Source organism: Streptomyces sp. MAI_2237, assembly GCF_054189285.1.
The window spans coordinates 695,438-721,158 of record NZ_JAJPGQ010000002.1; the positions used below are offsets into that span (position 1 = coordinate 695,438).

The 25,721-nt window shown below is 71.7% G+C and carries 23 protein-coding genes; 14 read left to right on the top strand and 9 right to left on the bottom strand.

Annotated features, from left to right (window positions below):
* Positions 1–41: 41 nt before the first annotated feature.
* Both LN251_RS07990 and LN251_RS07995 read right to left on the bottom strand, forming a co-directional pair.
* A complete protein-coding gene (locus tag LN251_RS07990) occupies positions 42–662 on the bottom strand; it encodes a histidine phosphatase family protein (protein WP_458243771.1) in 621 nt (206 codons plus the stop codon).
* A complete protein-coding gene (locus tag LN251_RS07995; RefSeq protein WP_458243772.1) occupies positions 659–2,176 on the bottom strand; it encodes an FGGY-family carbohydrate kinase in 1,518 nt (505 codons plus the stop codon). The genes LN251_RS07990 and LN251_RS07995 overlap by 4 nt, the downstream gene beginning before the upstream one ends.
* Positions 2,177–2,362: 186 nt before the next feature.
* On the opposite strand from LN251_RS07995, the gene LN251_RS08000 reads away from it, so the two are divergent.
* The 10 genes from LN251_RS08000 (at position 2,363) to LN251_RS08045 (ending at position 11,607) form a co-directional block, all read left to right on the top strand.
* Positions 2,363–3,784 carry an ABC transporter substrate-binding protein gene (locus LN251_RS08000; RefSeq protein WP_458243773.1) on the top strand — a complete coding sequence of 474 codons (1,422 nt, stop codon included), beginning with the start codon at positions 2,363–2,365 and terminating at the stop codon, positions 3,782–3,784.
* Between the two features lie 6 nt (positions 3,785–3,790).
* Positions 3,791–4,672, top strand: coding sequence for a carbohydrate ABC transporter permease (locus tag LN251_RS08005; protein WP_458243774.1), 882 nt, complete (start codon positions 3,791–3,793; stop codon positions 4,670–4,672).
* The gene (locus LN251_RS08010; protein WP_458243775.1) at positions 4,669–5,499 is read left to right on the top strand and encodes a carbohydrate ABC transporter permease; all 831 of its coding nucleotides are present in this window, start codon (positions 4,669–4,671) and stop codon (positions 5,497–5,499) included. The genes LN251_RS08005 and LN251_RS08010 overlap by 4 nt, the downstream gene beginning before the upstream one ends.
* Complete coding sequence (locus LN251_RS08015; RefSeq protein ID WP_458243776.1) at positions 5,496–6,581, top strand: ABC transporter ATP-binding protein; 1,086 nt, start codon at positions 5,496–5,498, stop codon at positions 6,579–6,581. Before LN251_RS08010 ends, LN251_RS08015 begins: the two co-directional genes overlap by 4 nt.
* On the top strand, positions 6,578–7,531 hold the full coding sequence (locus LN251_RS08020; RefSeq protein WP_458243777.1) for a DeoR/GlpR family DNA-binding transcription regulator: 954 nt from the start codon (positions 6,578–6,580) through the stop codon (positions 7,529–7,531). The genes LN251_RS08015 and LN251_RS08020 overlap by 4 nt, the downstream gene beginning before the upstream one ends.
* Positions 7,509–8,588 (top strand): ABC transporter ATP-binding protein, encoded by a 1,080-nt coding sequence (locus tag LN251_RS08025; RefSeq protein WP_458243778.1) that lies wholly within the window; start codon positions 7,509–7,511, stop codon positions 8,586–8,588. Before LN251_RS08020 ends, LN251_RS08025 begins: the two co-directional genes overlap by 23 nt.
* Positions 8,585–9,607, top strand: coding sequence for a 2-hydroxyacid dehydrogenase (locus LN251_RS08030; RefSeq protein WP_458243779.1), 1,023 nt, complete (start codon positions 8,585–8,587; stop codon positions 9,605–9,607). Before LN251_RS08025 ends, LN251_RS08030 begins: the two co-directional genes overlap by 4 nt.
* A 13-nt stretch (positions 9,608–9,620) precedes the next feature.
* Positions 9,621–11,048, top strand: a complete 1,428-nt coding sequence (locus LN251_RS08035; protein ID WP_458243780.1) for an FGGY family carbohydrate kinase — start codon at positions 9,621–9,623, stop codon at positions 11,046–11,048.
* Entirely contained in the window at positions 11,048–11,278 is a 231-nt protein-coding gene (locus LN251_RS08040) for a hypothetical protein (protein WP_458243781.1), read from the top strand. The genes LN251_RS08035 and LN251_RS08040 overlap by 1 nt, the downstream gene beginning before the upstream one ends.
* 107 nt (positions 11,279–11,385) lie before the next feature.
* Positions 11,386–11,607, top strand: a complete 222-nt coding sequence (locus tag LN251_RS08045; protein ID WP_458243782.1) for a hypothetical protein — start codon at positions 11,386–11,388, stop codon at positions 11,605–11,607.
* 9 nt (positions 11,608–11,616) lie between these two features.
* Here the strand turns inward: LN251_RS08045 and LN251_RS08050 are convergent, their stop codons facing one another.
* Positions 11,617–12,279, bottom strand: coding sequence for a mycothiol-dependent nitroreductase Rv2466c family protein (locus tag LN251_RS08050; protein WP_058925273.1), 663 nt, complete (start codon positions 12,277–12,279; stop codon positions 11,617–11,619).
* Between the two features lie 153 nt (positions 12,280–12,432).
* Between LN251_RS08050 and pepN the strand changes: the two genes are divergently transcribed.
* Together pepN and LN251_RS08060 are read left to right on the top strand one after the other, a co-directional pair.
* Positions 12,433–15,012, top strand: a complete 2,580-nt coding sequence (gene pepN / locus LN251_RS08055) for an aminopeptidase N (RefSeq protein WP_458243783.1) — start codon at positions 12,433–12,435, stop codon at positions 15,010–15,012.
* Positions 15,013–15,219: 207 nt separating this feature from the next.
* Positions 15,220–16,266, top strand: a complete 1,047-nt coding sequence (locus tag LN251_RS08060; RefSeq protein ID WP_458243784.1) for a hypothetical protein — start codon at positions 15,220–15,222, stop codon at positions 16,264–16,266.
* An 85-nt stretch (positions 16,267–16,351) separates the two neighbouring features.
* On the opposite strand, the gene LN251_RS08065 is transcribed toward LN251_RS08060, so the two are convergent.
* From LN251_RS08065 to LN251_RS08080, 4 genes are all read right to left on the bottom strand, one after another.
* Positions 16,352–18,109 carry a TIGR03767 family metallophosphoesterase gene (locus LN251_RS08065; protein WP_458243785.1) on the bottom strand — a complete coding sequence of 586 codons (1,758 nt, stop codon included), beginning with the start codon at positions 18,107–18,109 and terminating at the stop codon, positions 16,352–16,354.
* Between the two features lie 245 nt (positions 18,110–18,354).
* The gene (locus LN251_RS08070) at positions 18,355–18,813 is read right to left on the bottom strand and encodes an NUDIX hydrolase (protein ID WP_458243786.1); all 459 of its coding nucleotides are present in this window, start codon (positions 18,811–18,813) and stop codon (positions 18,355–18,357) included.
* A 9-nt stretch (positions 18,814–18,822) separates the two neighbouring features.
* The gene (locus LN251_RS08075) at positions 18,823–19,710 is read right to left on the bottom strand and encodes a pyridoxamine 5'-phosphate oxidase family protein (RefSeq protein WP_458243787.1); all 888 of its coding nucleotides are present in this window, start codon (positions 19,708–19,710) and stop codon (positions 18,823–18,825) included.
* A gap of 15 nt (positions 19,711–19,725) precedes the next feature.
* A complete protein-coding gene (locus LN251_RS08080; protein WP_458243788.1) occupies positions 19,726–20,172 on the bottom strand; it encodes a VOC family protein in 447 nt (148 codons plus the stop codon).
* Positions 20,173–20,288: 116 nt separating this feature from the next.
* Here LN251_RS08080 and LN251_RS08085 point away from each other — a divergent pair, with 116 nt between their 5' ends.
* Complete coding sequence (locus tag LN251_RS08085; protein WP_458243789.1) at positions 20,289–20,831, top strand: CGNR zinc finger domain-containing protein; 543 nt, start codon at positions 20,289–20,291, stop codon at positions 20,829–20,831.
* 161 nt (positions 20,832–20,992) lie between these two features.
* Positions 20,993–24,262 (top strand): S8 family serine peptidase, encoded by a 3,270-nt coding sequence (locus LN251_RS08090; protein WP_458243790.1) that lies wholly within the window; start codon positions 20,993–20,995, stop codon positions 24,260–24,262.
* 63 nt (positions 24,263–24,325) lie between these two features.
* Here the strand turns inward: LN251_RS08090 and LN251_RS08095 are convergent, their stop codons facing one another.
* Positions 24,326–25,054, bottom strand: coding sequence for a hypothetical protein (locus LN251_RS08095; protein WP_458243791.1), 729 nt, complete (start codon positions 25,052–25,054; stop codon positions 24,326–24,328).
* A gap of 1 nt (position 25,055) precedes the next feature.
* Positions 25,056–25,583 (bottom strand): RNA polymerase sigma factor, encoded by a 528-nt coding sequence (locus tag LN251_RS08100; protein ID WP_272174043.1) that lies wholly within the window; start codon positions 25,581–25,583, stop codon positions 25,056–25,058.
* Positions 25,584–25,721 lie beyond the last annotated feature (138 nt).

Sequence of the window (25,721 nt, forward strand, 5' to 3'; positions counted from 1 at the left end):
GAGGCGAGGCCGTCGGGGCTTTTCGTCATCCGTTCACCCGCCTACGCCGTTTCCCGGTCACAGGGCACGTTCAGCGAGATCAGGCCGACGTGGTCGGCATCCGCGCGCAGTTCGGTGACGGCGGCGTTCCGCAGCCGGGGGAAGACCCGCCGGTACTCGCCGAGCGGGATGGACAGCAGCCTGCACAGCACCAGCCGCAGCAAGGTGTTGTGGGCGACGACGAGGACCCGCTCGCCGTCGTGGGCGGCGGCGATGCGGCGCAGGGCGGCGGCTCCCCGGCCGGCGGCGGCGGCCGGGTCCTCGGCGCCGGGGAAGGGGTGGGCCACCGGGTCGGCGCGGAAGGCCGCCGCCGCGTCCGGGTCCGTTTGCGCGAACTGCGCGAGGGTACGGCCCTCCATCACCCCGAAGTCGCATTCGCGCAGGTCGGGCTCGCGGTTCGGGGTGAGTCCGAGCGCCCGGCAGGCGGGCTCGGCGGTGACGACCGCCCGCGAGAGGGGGGAGGTCCACACGGCGTCGACGGGGTGGGCGGCGGCCCACCGGCCGAGGGCCTGCGCCTGCGCGTACCCGGTCTCGGTGAGCGGCACGTCGCTGGTCCCCGCGTACCGGTTCTCGGCGTGCCAGACGGTCTGGCCGTGGCGGGCCAGGAGGAGGATGGCGGTCATGAGTCCGCAGTATCGCGGGTGAGGCGGGCGTGCGCGTGCGCCGCGACCGGGGCGGGGAGCCAGCCGCGGGCGCGCAGTTCGTCGACCAGCCGCGCGTACGGCTCGGCGAACAGGGCGGTGCGGTCCGGGCGGGGGTCCACGACGGTGCGGACGCGCACCATGCGCTCGGCGACGTCCGCGAGGCCGAGGGAGCACACGCCGTGCGCGGCCAGCGCCGCCATGCCCAGCGCCGGTTCGGTCTGGGCCGGTAGGCGGGCCGGGCGGCCCAGGATGTCGGCGCGCAGCTGGTTCCAGTACCCGCTGCGGGCGGCGCCGCCGGTGAAGGTGAGCGGGCCGTCCAGCGGGGCGCTCAGGTGGTGCAGGTAGTCCAGGCAGAGGCGTTCGGTGAAGGCGACGCCCTGCAGCAAGGCGGCCCACAGGTCCGCGTCGTCCCGCGGTTCGCCGAGGACGAGGGCGACGGCCTGCGGGGCATGGAAGGGGAAGCGCTCGCCGGGCGAGACCAGCGGGTAGGCGACCGCGCCGGACGGTTCGCGGGCGGCCGCCCGCTCGTCCATGACCGCCGGGTCGGCGCCCGCGAAGGCCGCCGTCAGCACCCCGGCGCCGACGCTGGAGGCCCCGCCGGGCAGCCAGGTCCCGTCCGGGGCGCGGTGGTTGTAGACCACGCCGGTGGGGTCGTGGACCGGGGTGGTGGAGGCGCCCTTGAGGACCAGGGTGGTGCCGAGCACCGAGTTCCAGGAGCCGGGGCGCAGGGCGCCGGAGGCGATCTGGGCCGCGCAGCCGTCGGTCATCCCGGCGACGACGGGGGTGCCGGCGGGGATGCCGGTGGCCTCGGCGGCATCCGGGCACACCGTGCCGAGCCGTGTCCCGGGGGGCACGACCTCGGGCAACAGGCCGTCGGGCAGGCCGAGTTCGGCGAGGGTGGCGTACGGCCAGGCGTCCTGTTCGAGGTCGTAGCCCGTCTTGAGGGCGTGGGAGGAGTCGGCGGGCGGGAGTTCGCCGGTGAGGCGGGCGACGATCACGTCGGGCTGGTGGGCGAGCCGGAAGCGGGGCGGCCGGGCGACCCGGAGGTGGGCGTGGGCCCGGACGGGCGTCTCGGCGAGGCCGCCGTACTCCTCCACCAGCCACATCGCCTTCGGCAGCGCCCAGGTGTCCTGCACCGCGAGTCCCGCCGCCCGCGCCCGCGCCGCCTGCCCCGCGGCCCGCCGGTCGTCGTACATGAGCCCGGGGCTCAGCGGCCGCCCGGCCACGTCCGTCAACAGCACCGTTCCGGACGTCCCGCACACCGCGAGCCCGCCGATCCGCACCCCGGGCCCCTCCCCCACCGCCTGCCGCGTGGCCGCGCACACCGCCTCCCACCACTCCCCCGGCTCCTGCTCGTGCCGCTCTGCCTCGCGCCGCCCGCCGAGCGGGGCCGCTCCCCGCCCCACGACCGTCCCGTCTCCGGTGACGGCCAGCACGCGGACGCTCTGCGTGCCCAGGTCGATCCCCAGCCACGCCTCCTGCTCGTCCGGCATCCGGACCTCCCGGGCATCGCGATCCAGTCTGTTAACTTCACACCTACCCCCGATATTGACCCGCGATTTTCGCCTGCGCGAGGGATTGACGCGCAACTTCCGCCGTTACACCCTCTGTTAGCGAGTCGACTCGACGTGTTACCCCCACGCCTGCGCACCGGGCCCGACCCCACTCGGAGGTCACGGATGGACACGCACGCGCACGACCGCCGACACTTCCTCGCCCTGACCGCCGGGGCCGCCGCGACCCCGTTGCTGGCGGCCTGCGGCGCCGGTTTCGGCGGCAACGACGACAAGGGCGGCGGTTCGGCCGCCGACGACGTCACCGGCTCCTTCGACTGGAAGCGGGAGAAGGGCAAAACGGTCAAGGCCCTGCTCAACAAGCACCCGTACACCGACGCCCTGATCGCCGACCTGAAGTCCTTCACCGCGAAGACCGGCATCAAGGTCGAGTACGACGTCTTCCCCGAGGACAACTACTTCGACAAGCTCACCGTCGACCTGTCCAGCGGCCGCGCCTCCTACGACGTCTTCATGCTCGGCGCGTACATGGTCTGGCAGTACGGCCCGCCGGGCTGGCTGGAGGACCTCGGCCCCTGGATGCGCAACTCCTCGGCCACCGGCGACGAATGGGACCGGGCGGACTTCTTCCCCAACCTCCTCCAGGCCGACCAGTGGTCGCTGAAGGACGGCGCCCCGCTCGGCCGGGGCGGACAGTACGCGCTGCCGTGGGGCTGGGAGACGAACGTCGTCGCCTACAACACCGAGGTGTTCTCGAAACTGGGCCTGAGACCGGCCGAGTCCTTCGACGAACTGCGCGAGATCGCGGGCGCCATCAAGCGGAAGGCGCCGGACGTCGGTTACGACGGCATGTACGGGATCGCCGTACGCGGCTCGCGCAGCTGGGCCACCATCCACCCGGGTTTCATGACCATGTACGCCCGCAACGGCCTGCGTGACTTCACCGTGGACGGCGGGAAGCTGAAGCCCGCGATGAACACGCCGGAGGCCGTCGCGTTCACCCGGGACTGGGCGGGCATGGTCAAGCAGGGCGGGCCGCCGTCCTGGACGTCGTACACCTGGTACCAGTGCTCCAGCGACCTCGGGGCGAAGAAGGCCGGCATGCTCTTCGACGCGGACACGGCCGCCTACTTCCAGGCCGTGAAGGGCGCCAGCCCCGCGTCCGGGAAGATCGCCTTCCACCCCGGTCCCAAGGGCCCGGACGGCTCGCTCGCCACCAACATGTGGATCTGGTCGCTCGGCATGAACGCCAAGTCGAAGAAGAAAAGCGCCAGTTGGCTGTTCCTGCAGTGGGCGACCGGCAAGGAGCACCTGCGCCGGGCGGCCGTCACCGGCAACCACATCGACCCGGTGCGCCGGTCGGTCAGCCGGGACCCCGCCTACCAGGACAAGATGCGGCACCTGCCCGGCTTCATCGAGACCTTCGAGACGGTCGTCGACCAGACGAAGATCCAGTTCACCCCGCAGGCCCAGTTCTTCGACGCCACCACCAGCTGGGCAGCGGCACTGCAGGAGATCTACGGCGGCAAGAACGCGCGGTCGGTGCTGAACGGGCTGGCGGGCGACCTCGCCGCCAAGGTGGACTGAGCGGCCATGGGCTGGCGGCTCACCCTGCGCCCGTACCTGCTGATCGTCCCGGCGCTGCTGCTGACCTGCGGAATCCTCTACCCGTTCGGCCTCGGCCTGTACTACACGCTCTTCGACTTCTCGGCGAGCAAGCCGCGGCCCGACATGGTGCGGCTGCACAACTACGAGACCGTCTTCACCCAGGACGCCTTCTGGAACTCGGCCTGGGTCACGGTCCTCTACGCGGTCGGAGCCGCAGCCGCCGAGACCGTGCTCGGGGTGGCCGTCGCCCTGCTGCTGCACCGCTCCTCGCTCGTCGGCCGGGTGCTGGAGAAGATCCTCATCCTGCCGCTGATGATCGCCCCGGTGATCGCGGCGATCATGTGGAAGCTGATGCTCCAGCCGTCGGTGGGGGTGGTGAACCATCTGCTGAAACCCGTCGGCCTGGGGGGAGTTCAGTGGACGGACACCCCGACCGGCGCGCTGCTGTCGTCGATCGCCGTGGACGTCTGGGTCTACACCCCGTTCGTGGCGATCCTCGCCCTCGCCGGTCTGCGGTCGCTGCCCACCTCCCCGTTCGAGGCGGCGGCCGTGGACGGCGCGGGCTGGTGGTACACCTTCCGGCGGCTGACGCTGCCCATGCTGTGGCCGTACGTGCTGGTCGCGGTGATCTTCCGGTTCATGGACTCGCTGAAGGTCTTCGACATCATCTACGCCCTGACCGAGGGCGGCCCCGGTGACTCCACGGTGGTCCTGCAGATCCGCGCCTACCTGGAGGCCATCCGCTTCCAGCGCTACAGCTTCGGCATCAGCTACACGATCGTGCTGTGGGCCGTGGTGTACCTCGCCGCGATGGTGCTGGTCAAACACCTGGGCCGGATCCAGCGAAAGGCGGCCGAGGCCAAATGACCGTGCGGAAACGTCTGGTGGGCGTCCTCGCGGACGCGGTCCTCATCCTCTACTTCGTCTTCGCGCTCTTCCCGATCGCCTGGATGGTGATCCTGTCCCTCAAGCCCGCGAACCAGCTCTTCAGCACGTACTTCTCCTTCACCCCCACCCTCGGCTCCTACCGGACGGTGCTCGGCGACAGCGAGGGCATCCCGTTCGTACGGTTCTTCGTCAACAGCCTGGTGGTGTCGGTGGGCGCGGTCGCGCTGTCCCTGCTCGTCGGGCTGCCCGCCGCCTACGCCTCGGCGCGCTGGCGGTTCAAGGGCTCCGAGAACCTGATGTTCACGCTGCTGTCGTTCCGCTTCGCACCCGAACTGACGGTGATTATCCCGCTGTTCGTGCTCTACCAGAAGCTCGGTCTGTTCGACACGTACGTCGGCATGATCTGGGTCCTGCAACTGGTCACGCTCCCCCTCATCGTGTGGATCATGCGGTCCTACTTCGCCGACCTCACACCGGAGTTGGAGCAGGCGGCCCTGCTGGACGGCTACACCCGCAAGCAGGCCTTCTTCAAGGTGGCGCTGCCGCTGGTCAAGCCGGGCGTCGCGGCCGTGTCCCTGCTGGCGTTCATCTTCGCCTGGAACAACTTCGTCTTCCCGCTGATCCTCACCTCCAACGAGGCCCAGACGGTGACCGTCGGCGCGCTGAGCTTCCTGGGCGGCGACCGCCCCAAGTACAACCTCACCGCGGCGGCGGCCCTGGTCTCGGTCGTACCGCCGCTGCTGCTCGCCCTGACCATCCAGCGCTATCTGGTGCGGGGACTGTCCTTCGGGGCGGTGAAGTCGTGATCGGGCTGCGCGGGATCAGCAAGGCGTACGGCGCGGTCACCGCCCTCGACGGACTCGAACTCGACGTTCGCGAAGGGGAGTTCTTCTGCCTCCTGGGCCCTTCCGGCGCCGGGAAGACCACCACACTCAAGACGGTCGCCGGTCTGGAACGCCCCGACTCCGGCACGGTCCTGCTCGACGGCGAGGACATGGCGGGCGTCGAGCCCTACGACCGGGGCGTGGCGATGTGCTTCGAGAGCTACGCCCTCTACCCGCACAAGTCGGCCTACGACAACCTCGTCTCCCCGCTCCGCTCCCCCCGTCACCGCCTGCCCGCCGCCGAGGCCCGCGACCGCGTCCACGCCATCGCCGAACTCCTCGGCATCGGTGCCCTGCTGGAGCGCCCCGTCGGCCTGCTCTCCAACGGCCAGCGGCAGCGCATCGCCCTCGGCCGGGTCCTGGTCCGCCCCGCCCGTGCCTTCCTCCTCGACGAGCCCCTCTCCCACCTGGACGCCAAGCTGCGCCAGCAGATGCGCGCCGAGCTGAAGGCGATCGGGGACGTCCAGCGCACCACCACCCTCTACGTCACCCACGACTCGGTCGAGGCCCTGGCCCTCGGCGACCGGACGGGAGTCATCCGCGACGGACGGATCGTCCAGACCGGGACCCGCGAGGAGATCTGGTACGGGCCCCACGACACCGAGGTCGCCCGGGCCTTCGGCCGCCCGCGGATCAACCTGCTGCCGGGGACGGTCACCGAGGACGGCGGCTTCCGGTCGCCGGACGGGAAGGTGAAGCTGCCCGTCCGCGCGGCGGCCCCGGCGGGCACGGAGGTCCTGGCCGGCGTGCGCCCGCGCGACCTCTCCCTCACCGCGCCCGGCCACGAGCTCACCGGCACCGTGTACGTCACCGAGGTGCTCGGCCGGTCCGTCGAGGTCACCGTCCGGCTGGGCGCACAGCACGTCTCGCTGGTCGCCCCGCGCGGCGACACGGCCGGCCTGCGGCCCGACGATCCGGTACGGCTGACGGTGCGGCCTGAGAACCTGCTGCTGTTCGAGGCCGACGGGCCGCAGGGCCCAGGACGACGGATCGGGAAACGATGAGCAGCAGCAGCGGTGCACAGCAGGGGCCCGCGGCCCGCCAGGCCGCCATGGCCGAACAGGTCCTGGCCGAGGGCTCGGCGACGGCGGCCGAGCTCGCCGAGCGGTTCGGGGTGAGCCTGATGACCATCCACCGCGACCTCGACGAACTCGAACGGCAGGGCATCGTAAGGAAGTTCAGGGGCGGGGTGACGGCCCAGCCGTCCGGGGTGTTCGAGTCCAACGTCGAATACCGCCTGAAGACCATGCGCGCCGAGAAGGCGGCGGTCGCCGACCGTGCGCTCGCCCTCATAGAGCCCGGCATGGCGATCATGCTGGACGACTCCACGACGACCCTGGAGATAGCCCGCCGCCTGCGCCACGGCGAGATCACCCCGCTCACGGTCGTCACCAACTTCCTCCAGGCGATCAACCTGCTGTCCGACCAGCGGGGCATCCATCTGATGGCCCTGGGCGGCGACTACGACCCCCTGCACTCCTCCTTCCTCGGCGTCTCCTGCGTCGAGGCGGTCCAGTCGCTGCGCGTGGACCTCTGCTTCGCCTCCACGTCGGCCGTGCACGGGGGGTACGCCTACCACCAGGAGCAGCACATCGTGTCGGTGAAGCGGGCGATGCTCGACTCGGCCGCCCGCGGCGTCCTGCTGATCGACCACACCAAGCTGGCCCGCACGGCCCTGCACCGGGTCGTTCCGCTCTCCCGCTTCGACCTGCTCCTGGTGGACGACGGGGCGTCGGCGGAGGCGCTGCGGGACCTGGACGAGCACAAGGTCACCTACGAAGTCTGCGCGACGGTGCCGGCGAGTGAGCCGCAGGGGCGCGCCGGTGTCGAGGCCGCGAGCGCGCGGAGGCCCGAAGGGCCGAGCACGGTCGCGGCCTCGACACCGGCTGAAGCGCCCCGGAGGCGAACGAGCCACAAAGGAGGGGGCGGCGATGACCGAGCTGGAACTACGTGACCTGCGCAAGACCTACCGCTCCCGGGGCCGGCCGCCGGTCACCGCGGTACGGGGCCTCGACCTGACCCTGTGCTCCGGGGAACTCCTCGGCCTCCTCGGCCCTTCGGGCTGCGGCAAGTCGACGACCCTGCGCATGATCGCCGGCCTGGAGACGGTGACCGGCGGGGACATCCTGGTGGCCGGGAGGTCCGTGACCGCGCTGCCCGCGCAGGCCCGCAACATCGGCGTCGCCTTCGAGAACTACGCCCTCTACCCGCCGCTCACCGTGGCCGAGAACCTGGCGTTCGGCCTGCGGGCCCGCCGGGGCCGTGACCGGCGCGAAGTGGCCCGCAGGGTCGCGGACATGGCCGACCGGGTCGATCTCGCGCCCCTGCTCGACGCCCACCCGGCGACCCTCTCCAGCGGCCAGAAGCAGCGCGTCTGTCTCGCCCGCGCCCTGATCCGCGAACCCGACGTCCTGCTCCTCGACGAGCCGCTGTCCCACCTCGACGCGGCCCAGCGCGACACCACGCGCCGCGAACTCAAGCGCATCCAGCGGGACCTGGGCCACACCACCATCCTCGTCACCCACGACCAGGAGGAGGCGCTCTCCCTCGCCGACCGCATCGCGGTGATGAGGGACGGCGTGATCCAGCAGCTCGGCACCCCGTACGAGATCTACGACAGCCCCGCGAACCTGTTCGTGGCGGACTTCGTCGGCGAACCCGCGATCAACCTGCTTCCCGCCGTCGCGGACGAGGACGGCCACGCCCGCCTCTCCGGCTCCGTGCGCGTGGCGCTGCCCGTCCCCGTCCCGCCCGGCCGCGAGATCGTCGTCGGGATCCGTCCGGAGGACCTGTCCCTCACCGGCGCCGAGGGCCTGCCCGCCCGGGTCGTCGCCCACGAGCCGCTGCTGGAGGCGGGGATCGCCACCCTCGCACTGGCCGGCGTCGAACGCCCCCTGGTCGTCCTGACCGGTCCCGAGGCGCGGCTCAGCCACGACGAGGCCGTCCGGGTCACCGCCGACGCGCGCCTCACCCATGTCTTCGACGCCGAGACGGGAGACTCCCTGCGATGAGCGAACACGTACGTGTCCTGGCGGCCGGCGACCACTTCATCCTGCCGTCGCTGATCCGGCGGGCCATCGGCGACGAACTGCCCTGCGAGGTGGCCGAACTGACCCTCGGCTGGCCGCTGGAACCCTTCGGCCCGGTGGCCGAGGTGACCGAGGCGAGCGACGCCGAGGACGAGCTGATCGAGGCACTGGCGGACACCCAGGTGCTGGTCACCCAGATGGGCCCGGTGACCGAACGCGTCCTGGACGCCTGCCCCGGCCTGCGCCTGGTCGTCGTCTGCCGGGGCGGGCCCGTGAACGTCAACCTGGACGCGGCCAAGCGGCATGACGTCCGCGTCTGCTTCTCCCCCGGCCGCAACGCCGCCGCGACCGCCGAGTTCACCGTCGGCGTGCTGCTGTCGGCCCTGCGCCGCATCCCCCAGGCCCACACCCTCCTGGCGGGACACGGAAGTTGGCAGGGGGCGACGTACTACACCTACGAGCACAGCGGCCTGGAGCTGGAGGACCTGCCGGTCGGGCTCGTCGGCTACGGCGCCGTCGGCAGCCGGGTCGCCCGCGCGCTGTGCGCGTTCGGCGCGCAGGTGATGGTCCACGACCCCTACGTGCGCGGCGAGATCCACGGCCTGCGCGTGCACTCCCTCGACGAACTCCTGCGCCGTTCCCGGGTGATCACCCTGCACGCCCGGCTCACCCCCGAGACGCGGGGCCTGATCGGCGCGCGTGAGCTGGCGCTGCTGCCCGAGGGGGCGGTGGTGGTGAACGTGGCACGCGGGCCACTGCTGGACGAGGACGCGCTGTGCGACGCGCTGGAGAGCGGACGGCTGTCGGCGGCGGCCCTGGACACGTACGCGACGGAACCGCTGCCGGCGGACTCGCGGCTGCACGCGCTGGCCGAGCGTGTCGTGCTGACCCCGCACCTGGGCGGCGCCTCGCGCGCCGTCGCCGAGAAGGCGGCGCGGATCGCCGCGGAGGAAGTGGCGCGCTGGGTGCGCGGGGAGCCGCTGGCGCACTGTCTGACCTGACCCGGGAGGCGAGATGTACGTCGGTATCGATGTGGGCACGTCCATGGTGAAGGCCGCCGCGTTCGACGACGAGGGGCGCCAACTGGCCGTCGCCGCGCGCCCGGTGGGTCTGTCGCTGCACGGGGGCGTTGTCGAGCAGGACATGGAGGAGGTGTACTGCGCGGTCCTCGCCGTGCTCGGGGAACTCGCCTCCCGCGCTCCCGGACCCGTCGCCCTGGCCGGCCTGACCGGCCAGGGCGACGGCGTCTGGCTGGTCGACGGCGACGGCCGCCCGGTCCGTGCCGCCGCCTCCTGGATGGACGGCCGGGCCCATGAACTGGTCGACCGGTGGCTGGCGGACGGCACGTTCGAGACGGTGTTCCGGCGCACGGGCAGTGCGATGTTCCCGGGCTGTCCGGGCCCGCTGCTGGCCTGGCTGGACAGCCACGAGCCGAAGGCGCTGGACGCGGCTCGGGCGGCCGTCTACTGCAAGGACATGGTCTTCCAGCGGCTGACCGGCCGCTCCCGGCCCACGACGGACGTGTCGGACGCCTCGATGCCGTTCCTGGACCCGCGCACCCGCGCCTACGACAACCGGGTCGTGGAGCTTCTCGGGCTCACCCGGCGCCGGGGCCTCCTCGCCCCCGTCAGCGACCCGATCGCCACGGCGGAGGCGCGCGAAGGGCTTCCGGCGGGCACGCGGCTGGCGAACGGCCCGTACGACCTGCCGTCCTGCGCGCTCGGCGCCGGGGTGACGTCCCCGGGCGACGGTCTGCTGATCGTCGGCACCTGTCTGGCCGGCCTGGTCGCGACGACCGACCTCGACCTGACCGGTGAGCCGGCCGGCCTGTACATCAGCACCGACCGTCCCGGGTACTGGCTGCGCGCGATGCCGGCGATGGTCGGTACGGCGGCCCTGGACTGGGTGCTGACGACGACCGGCGTCGCCCACGAGGAGGTCGACGCCCTGCTGGCCGAGACGCCGCCGGGCGCGCACGGGGTGCGGGTCCTGCCGTACTTCGCCCCGTCCGGGGAGCGGGCGCCGTTCGTGGAGCCCCGGCTGCGCGCCGAACTGACCGGGGTGTCGTTGGAGTCGACGAAGGCCGACCTGATCCGCGCGACCTGCGAGGGCATCGGCTTCGCGGCCCGGCACTGCCTGAAGGCGGCCGGCCTGACCGGCACGCTGGCCGTCTGCGGGGGCGGCACCCGCAGCCCCGCCTGGATGCGGCTGCTGGCGGACGTCCTGGGTCGCCCGCTGCAGGTGATCGAGGGCGAAGTGGGCGCCCGCGGCGCGGTCCTGGCGGCGGCCGCGCGGTACGGGGTGGACCTCGACACCACGACATGGACCGAACCGACGACGGTGGTGGAACCGGACCCGGCCCGGGCGGCGTACTACGCGAAGGAGTTCGAGAACCACCTGGAGAGGCTGGCAACGGCCCGCGACCGGGCGAGGAGAGCCTGATGAGGACACGAACGCTGGCTTGCCCCACCTGCGGCGACATGCAGCCCTTCCGGCTCCTCGACGAGAAGGAGAAGGCAGCGATCCGCGCCGAGAAGGGCGACGACCATCAGGTGGACAACCTGTGGCGCTGCACCGCCAAGGGCTGCCTGACGTACTACCGCCACCTGAACAAGTACGACCGTGGCCTCCTCCCCGAAAGTTTTCGCGAGGAGGAGGCCGCCGACAAGTGACGCCCGGAATCCGACCTGGCAGGACGGATTCCGGACTCACGCGACCGAACGCGGCACCCCTATGCTCCCGGTTCCGACCATTTCGCCGGCCCGTACGGGAGGCTGCTGTGTCCAGCGAACTGCACTGCCCCAACTGCCCCGACGGAAAGCTGTATCCGTTCCGAAGGGTCACAGCCGAGGAGGAGAGGCACATCGCGTCGGTCTACAAGAAGAAGGGCGCTCACGGCTTCTGGCGCTGCCAGGGCAAGACGAAGCTGGGGCAGTGCCTGTGGGTCCAGCCCTACTTCAACCAGAAGGACGGCTTCTCCCTCCCCGCATCCTTCAGCTGACCGGCACGGTCACAGGTTGCTGAAGTCCGGGCCCTTCGTGCGGGTGCGCTTGATCTCGTAGAAGCCGGGGACCGAGGCGACGGCGAGGGTGCCGTCCCAGAGGCGGGCGGCCTCCTCGCCCTTGGGGGCCGGGGTGACGACCGGGCCGAAGAAGGCGATCTGCTCGCCGTCTGCGCCGGGGACCGCGATGACGGGAGTGCCGACCTCCTGGCCGACCTTCTCGATGCCCTCCTTGTGGGAGGCGCGCAGTTCTGCGTCGAACTCGAAGTCCTCCTGGTCGGCGTAGTCGATGAGGTCGGCGGGCAGGCCGACGTCGGCGAGGGCGCCGGCGATCGCCTCGAGGGTCGGGCCCTCGCCGTTGTTGTGGATGCGGGTGCCGAGCGCGGTGTACAGCGGGCCGAGGACGTCCGCGCCGTGCTTCTGCCACGCGGCGGTCACCACGCGCACCGGCTTCCACGCCTTGGTGGCCAGCATGTCCCGGTACTCCTCGGGCAGCTGGTCGAGCTTGTCCTCGTTCAGCACGGCCAGGCTCATGATGTGCCAGCGGACCTCTATGTCGCGGACCTTCTCCACCTCCAGCACCCACCGGGACGTCATCCAGGCCCAGGGGCACAGCGGGTCGAACCAGAAGTCGACAGGGGTCTTCGCGGAGGTGCTCGCGGTCTCGGGCATGGCTCTCCTAGGAAAGTGTTCGTTTCAACCATCAACGCCGGGCAGGACCGTCCCCATTCCCGGCCTTGCCGGGTGCCCGCAGCCGAAAGCGCATGGCAGGATCAGCAGGAAACCGTGTCCACATACCGAACACCTGTCGAGGGAGTACCGCCCGTGCCCGGTGAGAATCTGACCCGTGACGAGGCCCGGGAGCGGGCCGCCCTGCTGTCCGTCGACGGGTACGAGGTGTCCCTGGACCTGCGGTCGGCCGTGGGCGGGACGGACGCGGAGCCGCGCACCTTCCGCTCGGTCACCACCATCCGGTTCCGCTGCAACGAGCCCGGAGCCGCCACCTTCGCCGACCTGATCGCGCCGAGTGTGACCTCCGTCTCACTCAATGGCAAGGACCTCGACGCCGGTGAGGTCTTCGACGGCTCCCGCATCCTCCTGGAGGACCTCGCCGCGGAGAACGAGCTGATCGTGGACGCGCAGTGTGCCTACTCGCGCACTGGCGAGGGCATGCACCGCTTCGTCGACCCCGAGGACGGCGAGGTCTACCTCTACACCCAGTACGAGCCGGCCGACTCGCGCCGCGTCTTCGCGAACTTCGAGCAGCCCGACCTCAAGGCGCCGTTCCGCTTCGAGGTGCGGGCGCCCGAGGGCTGGACGGTGTGGAGCAACGGCGCGGGCGAACTCGCCGACGGCATCTGGCGGTTCGCGGAGACGAAGCCGATCTCGACGTACATCACCTGCGTGGTGGCGGGGCCGTACCACTACGTCACGGACTCCTACGCGCGCACCCTGCCCGACGGCACCCGCCTCGACATCCCGCTCGGCGCGATGTGCCGCAAGGGTCTGGCGCCCTACTTCGACGCCGACGACGTCTTCCTCGTCACCAAGCAGGGCCTGGACTTCTTCCACGAGCACTTCGACTACCCGTACCCCTTCGGCAAGTACGACCAGGCGTTCGTGCCCGAGTACAACCTCGGCGCGATGGAGAACCCGGGGCTGGTGACCTTCCGCGAGGAGTACATCTTCCGCGGCAAGGTGACCCGGTCCTCCTACGAGGCCCGCGCCAACGTCGTCCTGCACGAGATGGCGCACATGTGGTTCGGCGACCTGGTCACCATGGTGTGGTGGGACGACCTGTGGCTGAAGGAGTCCTTCGCGGACTTCATGGGCACGTTCGCCAACGTCGGCGCGACCCGGTTCGAGGACGCCTGGATCACTTTCGCCAACCGCCGCAAGGCGTGGGCCTACCGCGCGGACCAGCTGCCCTCGACGCACCCGATCACCGCCGACATCCGCGACCTGCAGGACGCCAAGCTCAACTTCGACGGCATCACCTACGCCAAGGGCGCCTCGGTGCTGAAGCAGCTGGTGGCGTACGTCGGCCAGGACGCGTTCCTGGAGGGCGCGCGGCGCTACTTCAAGCGGCACGCGTACGGCAACACGCGTCTGGGCGACCTGCTGTCGGTGCTGGGCGAGACCAGCGGCCGGGACATGGGCGCGTGGGCGCGCTCGTGGCTGCAGACGGCCGGGGTCAACTCGCTGACGCCGCAGGTGCTGCTGGACGCCGAGGGCAGGGTCGACGAGCTCGCCGTCGTACAGGAGGCGGCGGAGTCGCACCCCGAGCTGCGGCCGCACCGGGTGGCGGTGGGCCTGTACCGGCGCACCTCCGAGGGCGCGCTGGAGCGGTACGCGCGCGCCGAGGTGGACGTCGACGGCGCCCGTACGGTCGTGTCGGAGCCGGCGGGCGCCGAGGCGCCGGAGCTGGTGCTGGTCAACGACGACGACCTGACGTACTGCAAGACCCGCTTCGACGAGACCTCGCTGGCCACCCTGCGCGAGCACCTGGGTGCGATGACGGACCCGCTGGCCCGCGCCCTGTGCTGGTCCGCGCTGTGGAACATGACCCGGGACGCGCTGCTGCCGGCCCGCGAGTTCATCGGGATCGTGCTGCGCTTCTCGGGGCGCGAGTCCGACATCGGCGTACTGCAGATGCTGCACGCCTGGGCGAACTCCGCGCTGGTCCACTACGCGGCCCCCGCGTGGCGGGAGAGGGGCGGGCTGCTGCTGGCCGAGGGCGCGCTGCGCGAGCTGCGGGCGGCCGGGCCGGGCAGCGAGCAGCAGCTGGCGTGGGCGCGGTTCCTGGCGACGGTGGCGTCGGCGCCGGACGATCTGCGACTGCTGCGGGGCCTGCTGGAGGGCACCGAGAAGATCGACGGGCTGGAGGTCGACCAGGAGCTGCGCTGGGCGTTCCTGGAGCCGCTGGCGGCGCACGGTGTCGCGGACGAGACGGTCCTCGCCGCCGAACTGGCCCGCGACGACACCGCGTCGGGCAAGCGGCACCAGGTGCGCTGCCTGGCGGCGCGGCCCTCGGAGGCGGTGAAGGCGCAGGCGTGGGCCCAGGTGGTGGAGTCCGACGCGCTGTCCAACGCGCTGGTGGAGGCGACGATCACGGGCTTCGGCCAGCCCTCGCAGCGGGAGCTGACCGCGCCGTACGCGTCGAAGTACTTCGAGGTCATCGAGCGGGTGTGGCAGGAGCGGTCGATCCAGATCGGCATGGACGTGGTCCGGGGTCTGTTCCCGGCGCTGCAGGACTCGCAGGCCACGCTGGGCGAGACGGACGCCTGGCTCGCCGCCCATGAGGAGTCCGCGCCCGCCCTGCGCCGGCTGGTGCTGGAGGCGCGGGACGACCTGGCGCGGGCGCTGCGCGGACAGGCGTGCGACGCGGCGGCGGACGAGAGCTGACCGTTGGCCTAAGCTTGCCCATTTGGTGACCGTTACGGAATCCAGGCAATCACAGCCGTAACCCCTGGTCCCCACCCCAACGGACCAGGGGTTTTTCGTGCCTACTCGGCATCCGAACACCCGTCCTTTAGTGCGGCCTTGTCTGCATTTGTCGACGGGCGTGTAACAGCGGTTAAGGGGGGCGCCAGGCGCGGGAAGCTGCTCGCCATGAACCACAACACGCCACTCCCCCCGGCTTCCCCCCGCACCCTCCGCAGCCTGTCCGAGGTGCAGCGCCGCGTACTGACCACGGCGCAGCTGCGCGCGCAGGGCGTGACGTCGGCGGAGATGAACGAGCAGTGCCGCGCCGGCGGCCCCTGGCAACAGTTCCTTCCGGGTGTCTTCCTGCTCCACGCGGGACCGCCGACCAGCGAGGAGCGGCTGCACGCGGTGCTGACGTACGCGGCCCGGGAGTCGGCCCCCGGCGTGCCCGCCCAGCCGGGAGCGGACGACCAGCGCCGCTCGGTGTACGCGGAGGCGATGATCACGGGGCTCGCGGCCCTGACCCTGCACGGCTTCACGTCCGCGCCCCCGCTGCCGTCGATCGAGAAGATCGACGTCCTGGTGCCCCGGCTGCGGCGGCTGCACTCGACGGGCTGCGCGCGGATCGTGCGCACACCGGCCCTGCCGACTCCCCAGGCGGTGGCGGGAGTTCCCGTCGCACCGGTCCCGCGCGCGCTGGCCGACGCGGTGTCCGAGCTGGCGGACGCGGGCGATGTGCACCGGCTGCTGACCGAGGCGGTGCGCGGCCACTGCGAACCGGGCGCGGTGGTGCGGGAGTTGAAAAACGCCAAGCTGCTGAGCCGGCCGCATGTGCTGGACGCGGTGGACTCGTTGCTCGCGGAGGGGCGCGCGATCGCGGAGGACCGCCTGTACCGCATGGTCCGGGAGTTCGGCCTGCCCGACCCGGTCTGGAACATCGATCTGCGCCTGCCCGGCGGCCCGCACCTCGGGGGCCTGGACGCCTACTGGCCGGAGCAGGCGGTGGCCGTGGACCTGGACACCCGCGCCCCCCGCCAGGACGAGGACGCGATGTGGTCGGAGTGCGCCCGCAAACGAGAGACCCTGGAGCGGCTCGGGATCACAGTCGTCCACATCACCCCGAAGAAGCTGCGGGACACCATGGAGCAGCAGGCGACGGTGGTCCGTACGGCCCTGATGGCGTCCGGCGACCGGGACCCGGCCGCGTATGTCGTGGTGCTGCCCCGCCAGTGACGGAGTGGGCCGGTACCAGGAGAGGAGAGGCCGCCGGCGGTGGCCGGGCGCCCCTCCTCGGATGCCCGCGTGGGCGATCCTCGGGTCAGCCCTTCTTGAGGACGAGTTCCGTGTTGCGGTCGCCGGCGGCGCCGCCGAGGGTCTTGTTGGCGCCGGGGGCGTTGTAGGACAGCTCCCGGTAGAGAGCCGCCAGGCCGGTCTGGGTGAGGTCGGAGAAGTCGGTGCGGTGCGGGGCCGCGGACTCCACCAGCGTGGTGAACAGCGAGAGCGTGCCGTCCTTGTTGTCGGCGATCTCGATCACGCGGGCGAGCTGCGGGTGGTCGACGTGCGAGGCGGTGGAGATCTCCCAGAAGGAGCGTCCGCCCGAGGTCGCGTGCGGGGTGATGTCGTTGCGGTGGATGTGGCCGTTGACCCAGGCCAGCACGTTGGCGTGGCGGGCGAGCAGGGCGAGGACCTCCTGGCCGTCGTGGCGGCGTTCGTTCGGCCGGGCGGGGTCGGCGTGGCCGGTGTTCGTCATCGTCTTGCTGGTGTGGTGGCTGAAGACGATCGCGTACGACTCCTTGTTGTCCCGCAGTTGCCTGTCCAGCCAGTTCAACTGGGCCGTCCCGATGGACCCTTCGTAGTGGCCGCCGGGGTCGGTGGTGTCGATGCTGATGCCGATGACGTCGTCGGCGATGCGGAAGGTGTAGTACTGGGTGCCGGCCGCGAGGTTGGCGGAGGAGTAGCCGTGGCCGACCGGGCCAGGACCGCGGTGGGCGGGGTCGAGGTGGGCCTTGAGGTAGTCGGCCGGGGTGTAGGGGGCGCGCCGGTCGTCGGGGGTGACCGAGCGCATGTCACGGGCGTGCGCCTTCAGCAGGTCCCGGAAGGCATGGCCCTGGGGGTCGTTGCCGTTCTTGATGTGGTCCTGGAGCTTCTTCGCCTCGGACGCGGACAGCGACATGAGCTTCTTGCCGCCGACGGCGTACTCGGCGAGCCAGGAGTCGCCGTGGCCGTAGCAGCCCAGCGGCATGGCGTCGTGGTTGCCGACGGTGGAGTACCACGGCAGGTTCAGGCCGGGGCTCCGCACCTCACGGGTGGAGGCGGCCAGGAAGCCGGCCAGGTGCGGGAAGCCGAGCTGCTTGTCGCCGTCGCGGAGCGTGGAGTCGGGCTGCCAGTACAGCTTGAGGCCGCTGTTCTGGACGCCCTCGTAGTGGCGCGGGTCACCCGAGTTGGGCGTGATCCTGCCACCGCTCATGATGCTGAGGAACCACTCCAGCTCGGTCTGGGAATTGTTGTCGGTGTTGTCGCCGGTGGTCATGGCGAAGTGCAGCGGCGAGCCGGTGACCGGGGCACCGCGTAGCGCGTTGATCCGCTCCACGAGGGAGACGGCGCCCTGCACGGTCAGCGCCTCGTGCGGGCGCCAGGCGTGCGGGTCGGTGGAGCGCAGGTACTCCAGCCGCATCGGGTGCTGGGCGTCGATCAGGTGCAGGTCGGTGAGCTGCACGAAGGCGGCGAGCGCGGTACGGCGGCCGGCGCGGCCGGACTTGGCGGCGGCGAGTTCGCCGCGCACCACTCGGCTCCAGCCGGGACCGTCGCCGAGGCGGCGGTACGGCGTGCTGGTGCGCGGGGCGGCGACGGTCGCGAGGGTGGTGCCCTTGGTGTAGGGCGCGAGGGGGGCGGCCGCGGCCCGGCGGGACTGCGCCACGACCGCCTGGTGGGGCTCGGTGGCGGCGGCGGCCTGGCTGTCGGTCGGCCGCAGGGCGAACCCGACGCCCGCGGAGACGGCTGCCGCGCCGGTGGCGGCGAGGACGGTACGGCGGTTGACCGCCGGCGTGCTGGTGGCGACAGAGCGTGTGCGCGACATGGCGCGATCTCCCCGAGTGCGGACGCGTCGGCAGTGGTCGCGGGTTTTCGCTCGCGCGAACGACCCGCTCGCTCTGGATGCTTGGCACCGGGGATGACCTGCGCGTGAACGAGACCGCAACGCGCAACGCCGATCACCGTACGTGGATCTACGGGCACCCCGCGCGTTCACGGGTGCTCGTCGCACGGCCGGGGACCGGTCGCTCCGTGTTCATCTTCCGGGGTAGGGGAGGTGTTCCGCGGCCTTCAGGGAGTGCTCGGCGTCACGTGTCCGGTGACCGGCCGCTCCCGCCACAGCGTCAGTGCGACGTCCACCAGCCGGACCCGGTTCAGCCCGCTCACGTCGGTCAGCGGATGCCAGGCCGCCATGTCGGTGGAGCCGCCGATCTCGTGGCGCAGATCGCCGCCGGTGACGCGGCCCTCGTAGACCAGGCGCAGGCCCTGGCGGTCGACGGTGCGGCCGAGACGGCGGGGGACGCGGAAGCGGTTGGTGTGGACGCCGAGGAGGCCGGTGACCTCGATCAGGTAGCCGGTCTCCTCCTCGACCTCCCGCAGGACGGTGTCGTAGGGGTCCTCCCCGTGCTCCATGCCGCCGCCCGGCAGGGTCCACTCGGGCCGGCCGTCGAAGCCGGTGCCGCGGGCCAGCAGGAGTCGGTCGTCGCGGACGCACACGGCGTAGGCCGCCACCCTCAATTTCTTTCGCACACCGGGAAGTTAGCCCGGCAGCGGCGGATTGGCAGGTGAGTATTCCGGCGCGGACCAGCGCAGGGGGAGCGCGGACCGCGTCTCGACGACCTCACTCGTGGTGAAGCGCACCGCTCGTTCCCCGTCGGGCCCGAACACCGTCCGTGCCTCGCCCGTCAGCTGCAGGGTGGTGCCCGTCGTCCAGTCGAGGAAGAGGAGTCCGGCACGGGGGTCGGCCTCGATGTTGCCGAGGGTGAGGAACATGTTGTTGCCGGGGTAGTCCCGCCAGGTCAGTTCACGCGGGGAGGCCGACCGCACGAACCCGGGGTTGCCACCGCGATGGCTGACCTCCACGCCTCCCGGGCCGATCGTGGCCAGGAAGAAGGTGTCCGCCGCCGCGACGAACTCCTTCTGGCCGTCGGTCAGTTCCGCACCGACGCGGGGGCTCTGCGGCGTGCGCCCGTCCACCACCTCGTACGACCGCCGCCGCTGGATGTACTTGGGGCAGTTGGCGAAGACTTTCTCCGCCGCGACCGCGAAGCCCCGCGCCGTCGGTCGCAGCCGGCCGTTGAGGCGCATGCGGCGCCGGGTGCGCGGGTCCAGGGCGATGGTGCCCACGGGCGTGCCCGCGGTCGCGGACGCCCGCGCCAGCGGGTCACCCTCCCGCACCGCACCGGTCACCGACATCTGGTGCGGGTCCGTCGCCCGGACGAACCCGGGGGCGCCCGTTAGCGCGGAGGCCCAGACGCGGCCCGTGGCCGGGTCCGCCGCGCCCAGGACCAGCAGCGGCTGCAGTTCCAGGAAGGCCGCCGCCACCGGCTTGACGCCCTCCCCCACCATCCGGCCCACGTGGTCGGCGGTGTCGCGCACGCCGAGCCGCTGCTGCAGCGCCCGCGCGCCCTCGTGATACACGTCCATGAGCACCGCCGTCACCTAGAAGAAACCGCAGGTCGGAGCCGATTCGACCGGCACGGGCGCGCCCTCGGCCCCGCTGGGCACCGAGATCTCCAGCCGGGTCCCGTCGGGGTCGTGGAAGAAGATGCCGCCCGACGCGGCGCCCTCGCGGTGGGCCACCACGCCCTCGTACGCGAAGTCGGCGCCGTACGCCTTCAGCGCCGCCTCGTACTCCCTGACCCGCTCGACCGAGTCCGCCTGGAACGCAAGGTGGTGCAGGCCGGCGCGGGCGCCCTCGTACGCCTGGTCCGCCTGCTGCCAGAGCGTGAGGAGCAGGTTCTCGCCGTCGCCGAGGAAGGCGTACCGCCTGCCGTCCTCCTTGCCCTCGGCGACGAGGACGAAGCCCAGCACGTCGCGGTAGAAGGCGAGCGAACGGTCGAGGTCGGTGACGTTCAGGCCGATGTGGCCGGTGCGCAGCGTCGTCATGTCTCTCCCTGTGACGGACCTTCTCGGATCTAACCTCTGTACATGAGATTAAGGGTTAGGGGTCGAGGGCGCAACCGGTCACGTACCCTTGAGTGGTTAGCCAGGAAGGAGCCCCCATGCCCCCCGCCCGCGATCCGCGCCCCCTCACCGGTGAGCCCCTCGCGCTCGACCTGCTCAACACGCGGTGGAACCGGGAGGGCGTCCTTCAGGACCTGCTCACCGGCACCGACGGGCTCGCGGTGTGGCTCGCGGCCAACGCCCTGGGCGACCGCTTCACCGCCGACGCCACGACCCTGCGGCACCTGCTGCGGGCCCGCGACGCACTGAAGAAGGCCGTCGACGGGTCACTGGAGGAGGGCGCGCAGGCCGTGGACGCGGTGCTCGCGCACGGCAGGATCCGGGCCACGCTCACCCCCGAAGGACCCGGCGAATCGGCCGAGTTCGCCGACCCGGCCTGGGGGCCGGCCTGGCTCGCCGCCCGGAACTACCTGGAGCTGCTGGCCACCGCACCCGACCGCATCCGCGGCTGCGCGCACGACGCGTGCGTCCTGCACTTCTTCGACACCTCACGCAACGGCACGCGACGCTGGTGCTCGATGGCGGCGTGCGGCAACCGGGCCAAGGCGTCCCGGCATTACGCGCGCTCGAAGGAAGCGTGAAGGTCCGGGCGGTTAAGCCGATTTGATCCCCTATGCCAGTAAAGGGCATCGGGGGTTTTCCCCATACATCCATCTCGTTTCGGTCAACATCTGCCAAACAACTGTCCCTTGCGTAAAGCTTTGCGGTCGTTCGCACGTTCCTTTCCGTACAAGGGATGCCGATGACCCTCACCCCCCAGAGACGCGTGGCCCGCACAGCCGTGGTCGCAGGTCTCGCCGCCGCGCTCTCCGCGGCCGGGCCCATACCCCTGGCCTTCTCCGCCGACGGCCCGCCCGCCGCCACCGCTCCCGCGGACGGCACCGTCAAGTCCGCGCAGAAGAAGCTCGGTTCCGACGACGCGGACCTGCTCGCCGACGCCAAGGCCGACGGCGCCAAGAACGTCACGATGATGATCGCCACCGCGCCCGGGCAGACCGAGCAGGTCGCCAAGGAGCTCGACGCCGTCGAGGGCGGCACGGTCGGAAGGACGTACGACAAGCTCGGCTACGTCCGCGCCACCGTCCCGACCGGCAAGGCCGACTCGGCCATCGCCGCCGCCGCGAAGCTCCCCTCCGTGCACGGCATCGACCTGCGCAACGAGATACCGCTGGACGACCCCGCCGTGACCGGCGGCGCCAAGTCCGCCTCGCACGACACGACGTACCCGGCCCCGGGCAAGAAGACCCCGGCCCGCAACCCGTACAACCCGTCCTTCGAGACGGGTGCCGTCGACTTCGTGAAGGACCACCCGAAGGCGGACGGCCGCGGCGTCACCATCGGCATCCTCGACTCCGGCGTCGACCTCGGCCACCCGGCGCTGCAGAAGACCACCACCGGCGAGCGGAAGATCGTCGACTGGGTGACGGCGACGGACCCGGTGACCGACGGCGACGGCACCTGGCGGCGGATGACCGCCGCGGCCTCCGGCCCGGTGTTCACCTTGGGCGGCGAGACCTTCAAGGCGCCCGAGGGCTCGTACAAGTTCAACTACATGTACGAGTCCGCCACGACCGGTGGCGACATGAAGGGCGACCTGAACCGCGACGGCGACACGACCGACGCGTGGGGCGTGCTCTACGACCCGGCGTCCGGCACCGTGCGGGTCGACACGAACGACAACCTGGACTTCACCGACGACGTGCCGATGAAGCCGTACAAGGACGGCTTCCAGATCGGCTACTTCGGCACGGACGACCCGTCCACGGACGTGGTCGAGCGCATCCCGTTCGTCGTGGAGATCCGCAAGGACGTCGTCTACAACTCCTCCGGCTCCAAGGCCGACTACGTCAACATCGGCGTCATCGAGTCCGAGCACGGCACCCACGTCGCCGGCATCACCGCCGCCAACGGCCTGTTCGGCGGCCGGATGAACGGCGCCGCCCCCGGCGCGAAGATCGTCTCCTCCCGGGCCTGCACCTGGAGCGGCGGCTGCACCAACGTCGCGCTCACCGAGGGCATGATCGACCTCGTCGTCAACCGCGGCGTCGACATCGTCAACATGTCGATCGGCGGCCTGCCGGCGCTCAACGACGGCAACAACGCCCGCTCCGAGCTGTACACGCGGCTCATCGACACCTACGGCGTGCAGCTGGTGATCTCGGCCGGCAACTCCGGCCCCGGCGCCAACACCATCGGCGACCCGGGCCTGGCCGACAAGGTGATCTCCGTCGGCGCCGCCATCTCCAAGGAGACCTGGGCCGCCAACTACGGCTCGGCCGTGGAAAAGAAGTACGCGATGATGCCCTTCTCCTCCCGCGGCCCGCGCGAGGACGGCGGCTTCACGCCCACCCTGGTCGCCCCCGGCGCCGCCATCAACACCACCCAGACCTGGCTGCCGGGCTCCCCGGTCGCCGAGTCGGGCTACACGCTGCCGGCCGGCTACTCCATGCTGCAGGGCACCTCGATGGCGTCCCCGCAGGCCACCGGCGCCACCGCGCTGCTGCTGAGCGCCGCCAAGCAGAAGGGCCTCGCCCTCTCCCCCGCCGACCTGCGCACGGCGCTGACCTCGACGGCCGGTCACATCAAGGGCGTTCAGGCGTACGAGGAAGGCGCGGGCCGCATCGACATCGTCGACGCCTGGGACGCCATCCGGCACGGCGCCACGGCCCACGACTACACCGTGAAGGCGCCGGTCGACACCGCGATCGACTCCGCCCTGAAGACGCCCGGCTTCGGCACCGGCCTCTACGACCGCGAGGGCGGCCTGAAGGCCGGCGAGAAGAAGACGTACGACATCACCGTCACCCGGACCTCCGGCCCGGACAAGGCGATCCGCCACGAGCTGCACCTCGCCAACAACGCCGGTGACACCTTCCGGATCGTCGGCGACGACGAGGTGCGGCTGCCGCTGAACCAGCCGGTGACCGTCAAGGTGCAGGCCAAGCCCCGCTCCGCCGGTCTCAAGAGCGCGATCCTGGAGGTCGACGACCCGCGGACCGAGGGCGTCGACAAGCAGATTCTGGCCACCGTGGTGGTCTCGACGCCGGTGAAGTACACCTTCTCGGCCTCGAACACCGTGCAGCGCAACAGCACCCAGTCGTACTTCGTGACCGTGCCCGAGGGCGCCAAGTCCCTGGAGGTCGCGATCGGCGGGCTGAAGGACAAGAGCCAGACCCGGTTCATCGCGATCCACCCCTACGGCGTCCCGGTCGACAACACCAGCACGCCGTACTGCTACAACAACTACCTGGACGGCAACGGCTGCAAGCCCGACGTGCGCGCGTACGCGGACCCGCAGGCCGGCGTCTGGGAGATCGAGGTCGAGTCGCGCCGCACCTCGCCGCTGCTCGACAACCCGTACAAGCTGGACGTCGCCGTCTACGGCGCCGCCTTCGACCCGGCGACGGTGACCGTGCCCGAGGCGAAGGTCGGCACGCCGGCCCCCGTCTCCTGGAAGGTGACGAACACGCTCGCCGCGATCGACGGCCACCTGGCCGGCGGTCCGCTGGGCTCCGCCAAGACGGCCCGCCCGACCATCAAGCAGGGCGAGACGCAGACCACGACGGTGGAGGTGCCCGCGGGCGCCAAGTCCCTCGACGTGGCCATCGGCAAGGTCTCCGACGCCTCCGCCGACCTCGACCTGACGGTGAAGAACGCCGCGGGCACGGTCGTCGGCCAGTCCGCCGACGGCGACTCGGAGGAGGCGGTCTCCATCGCCTCGCCGGCCGCCGGCACGTACACCATCGAGGTCGCGGGCTACTCCGTCCCGGCCGGCTCCACCGCCTACGACTACCAGGACGTCTTCTTCTCCCCGTCCCTGGGCACCGTCACCGTCGACGAGTCGGCGCCGGTGAAGCTCGGCACGGGCGCCTCGGCGACCGTCTCGGGCACGGTCAGCGCGGCGGCCGCCGCCCCGGAGGGCCGCGCGTTCTTCGGCCAGGTGCAGCTGGTCAACGCCCGCGGCACGGTCGCGGGCACCGGCAGCGTGAAGATCGAGAAGGTCACGCAGTAGCCGGAACGGCACAGGTGAGGGCGGGCGTCCGTACGGGCGCCCGCCCTTCGCCGTCCCCGCCCGTCAGCAGGTGAGGTCGGCCGACTCCGGCAGGGTCCGGAGCAGTCCGGGGCGTTCCCGGGCGATGTCCTTCTCCCCGACGAGGACGTAGTCCGGGGTGGTCGCCTGCCGCGGGACGCCGACCAGGACGCGGTCGCCCTTGTGCAGGTCCTTGGGGACGGTTTCCCCGTCGACCAGCAGGCTCAGCTCCCGCTTCCCCTTCGCGGGCTTGTACGACCGGGTCACGTGCAGGGTGATCCGGTCCTGCCCGGCCTCGCCCGGCACCTGTTCCACCCGGGTCACCTCGCCCTCGGCGACCAGGCCCGCACAGGCCAGGTAGCCGGGACTGGAGAACGGCGAGCGGGGCGCCGCGGAGTCGGCGGCCCTGGCACCGGACGCGCTCTTCGAGTCGCCGCCCATACTGCCGCCGGCCTGTCCGAGCAGCCAGACCATGCCCGAGAGCACGCCCGTGACGGCGGCGACGGCGAGGCCCGCGAAGGCGAACCTGCGCACCGGGTGCCGGGCGCGGGGCGCCCGTGCCGCCGCGGACTGCCGGTTCGGCCGCGGCTGCGCCGCCAGGGCGTCCCCGATCAGCCCGAGCTGCTCCCGCAGCAGCGCCACATCGGCCTCGGCCCGCCGGTGCTCGGCGAGGAAGGCGGCGTCGGCGCCGTCCGGGGGCCGCTCGCCGGTGATCGCGGCCATCAGCGCGTCCGTGCCGTCGCCGGAGCCGTGGGTCTCGTGTTCGGCGGTCATCTCACACCACCTCGTCCTCGTGCAGGCGGGCGCGCAGGGCCCGGACCGCCGTGTGCAGCCGGCTCTTGACCGTGCCCTCCGGGACGCCGAGCTCCTGGGCGATCGAGCGGACGGGCAGGTCGGCGTAGAAGCGCAGGACGAGAACCTGGCGCTGGGCGTCGGGCAGTTCGTCCAGCCCCTGGGCGACGGCCAGGGACAGCACGCTGGTGTCCTCGCCGGAGGGCTGCTCGTGCTGGCGCAGGGAGGACAGCCGCTCCCCCAGCCGCTCCTGACGCTTCTTGGCCCGGTGCCAGTCCATGGCCAGGTTGGAGGCGACGACCGCCGCCCACGCGGAGACGTCGCGCGGCGCCTCGTAGCCCTTCGCCGCCCGCTCCAGCAGCCGCAGGCGTACCTGCTGTACCCCGTCCGGCAGGTCCGCCTGCGGCACCCCGCCCAGCGCGAGCACCGCCCGCACCCGGCGTTCCTGAGCCGCGTCCAGGGGATCACCGTGGTCGTCCTCCTGGGCCCGGCGGGCCTTCCTGCGCAGCACAAGCCACCCCCTCACCGCGTTTCCTCTACGACGCGGGACCGCCCGGAAACGTTCGCCGGAGGTTGGCGCCGCGCGGAGAGGCGTACGTCACACCCGTGCCCGGAGCTGCACGGCTTGCGGCGGAGGGCGATCGTAGGA

What these genes read in the sequence shown, in the direction of transcription:
- LN251_RS08050 (WP_058925273.1), bottom strand. Translation starts at nt 12,279, where the DNA reads ATGCCCGAGACCGCGAGCACCTCCGCGAAGACCCCTGTCGACTTCTGG.
- LN251_RS07995 (WP_458243772.1), bottom strand. Translation starts at nt 2,176, where the DNA reads ATGCCGGACGAGCAGGAGGCGTGGCTGGGGATCGACCTGGGCACGCAG.
- LN251_RS08035 (WP_458243780.1), top strand. Translation starts at nt 9,621, where the DNA reads ATGTACGTCGGTATCGATGTGGGCACGTCCATGGTGAAGGCCGCCGCG.
- LN251_RS08010 (WP_458243775.1), top strand. Translation starts at nt 4,669, where the DNA reads ATGACCGTGCGGAAACGTCTGGTGGGCGTCCTCGCGGACGCGGTCCTC.
- LN251_RS08020 (WP_458243777.1), top strand. Translation starts at nt 6,578, where the DNA reads ATGAGCAGCAGCAGCGGTGCACAGCAGGGGCCCGCGGCCCGCCAGGCC.
- LN251_RS08095 (WP_458243791.1), bottom strand. Translation starts at nt 25,054, where the DNA reads ATGACCGCCGAACACGAGACCCACGGCTCCGGCGACGGCACGGACGCG.
- LN251_RS08030 (WP_458243779.1), top strand. Translation starts at nt 8,585, where the DNA reads ATGAGCGAACACGTACGTGTCCTGGCGGCCGGCGACCACTTCATCCTG.
- LN251_RS08025 (WP_458243778.1), top strand. Translation starts at nt 7,509, where the DNA reads ATGACCGAGCTGGAACTACGTGACCTGCGCAAGACCTACCGCTCCCGG.
- LN251_RS08080 (WP_458243788.1), bottom strand. Translation starts at nt 20,172, where the DNA reads ATGACGACGCTGCGCACCGGCCACATCGGCCTGAACGTCACCGACCTC.
- LN251_RS08090 (WP_458243790.1), top strand. Translation starts at nt 20,993, where the DNA reads ATGACCCTCACCCCCCAGAGACGCGTGGCCCGCACAGCCGTGGTCGCA.
- LN251_RS08060 (WP_458243784.1), top strand. Translation starts at nt 15,220, where the DNA reads ATGAACCACAACACGCCACTCCCCCCGGCTTCCCCCCGCACCCTCCGC.
- LN251_RS08075 (WP_458243787.1), bottom strand. Translation starts at nt 19,710, where the DNA reads ATGGACGTGTATCACGAGGGCGCGCGGGCGCTGCAGCAGCGGCTCGGC.
- LN251_RS08065 (WP_458243785.1), bottom strand. Translation starts at nt 18,109, where the DNA reads ATGTCGCGCACACGCTCTGTCGCCACCAGCACGCCGGCGGTCAACCGC.
- LN251_RS07990 (WP_458243771.1), bottom strand. Translation starts at nt 662, where the DNA reads ATGACCGCCATCCTCCTCCTGGCCCGCCACGGCCAGACCGTCTGGCAC.
- LN251_RS08005 (WP_458243774.1), top strand. Translation starts at nt 3,791, where the DNA reads ATGGGCTGGCGGCTCACCCTGCGCCCGTACCTGCTGATCGTCCCGGCG.
- LN251_RS08085 (WP_458243789.1), top strand. Translation starts at nt 20,289, where the DNA reads ATGCCCCCCGCCCGCGATCCGCGCCCCCTCACCGGTGAGCCCCTCGCG.
- LN251_RS08000 (WP_458243773.1), top strand. Translation starts at nt 2,363, where the DNA reads ATGGACACGCACGCGCACGACCGCCGACACTTCCTCGCCCTGACCGCC.
- LN251_RS08040 (WP_458243781.1), top strand. Translation starts at nt 11,048, where the DNA reads ATGAGGACACGAACGCTGGCTTGCCCCACCTGCGGCGACATGCAGCCC.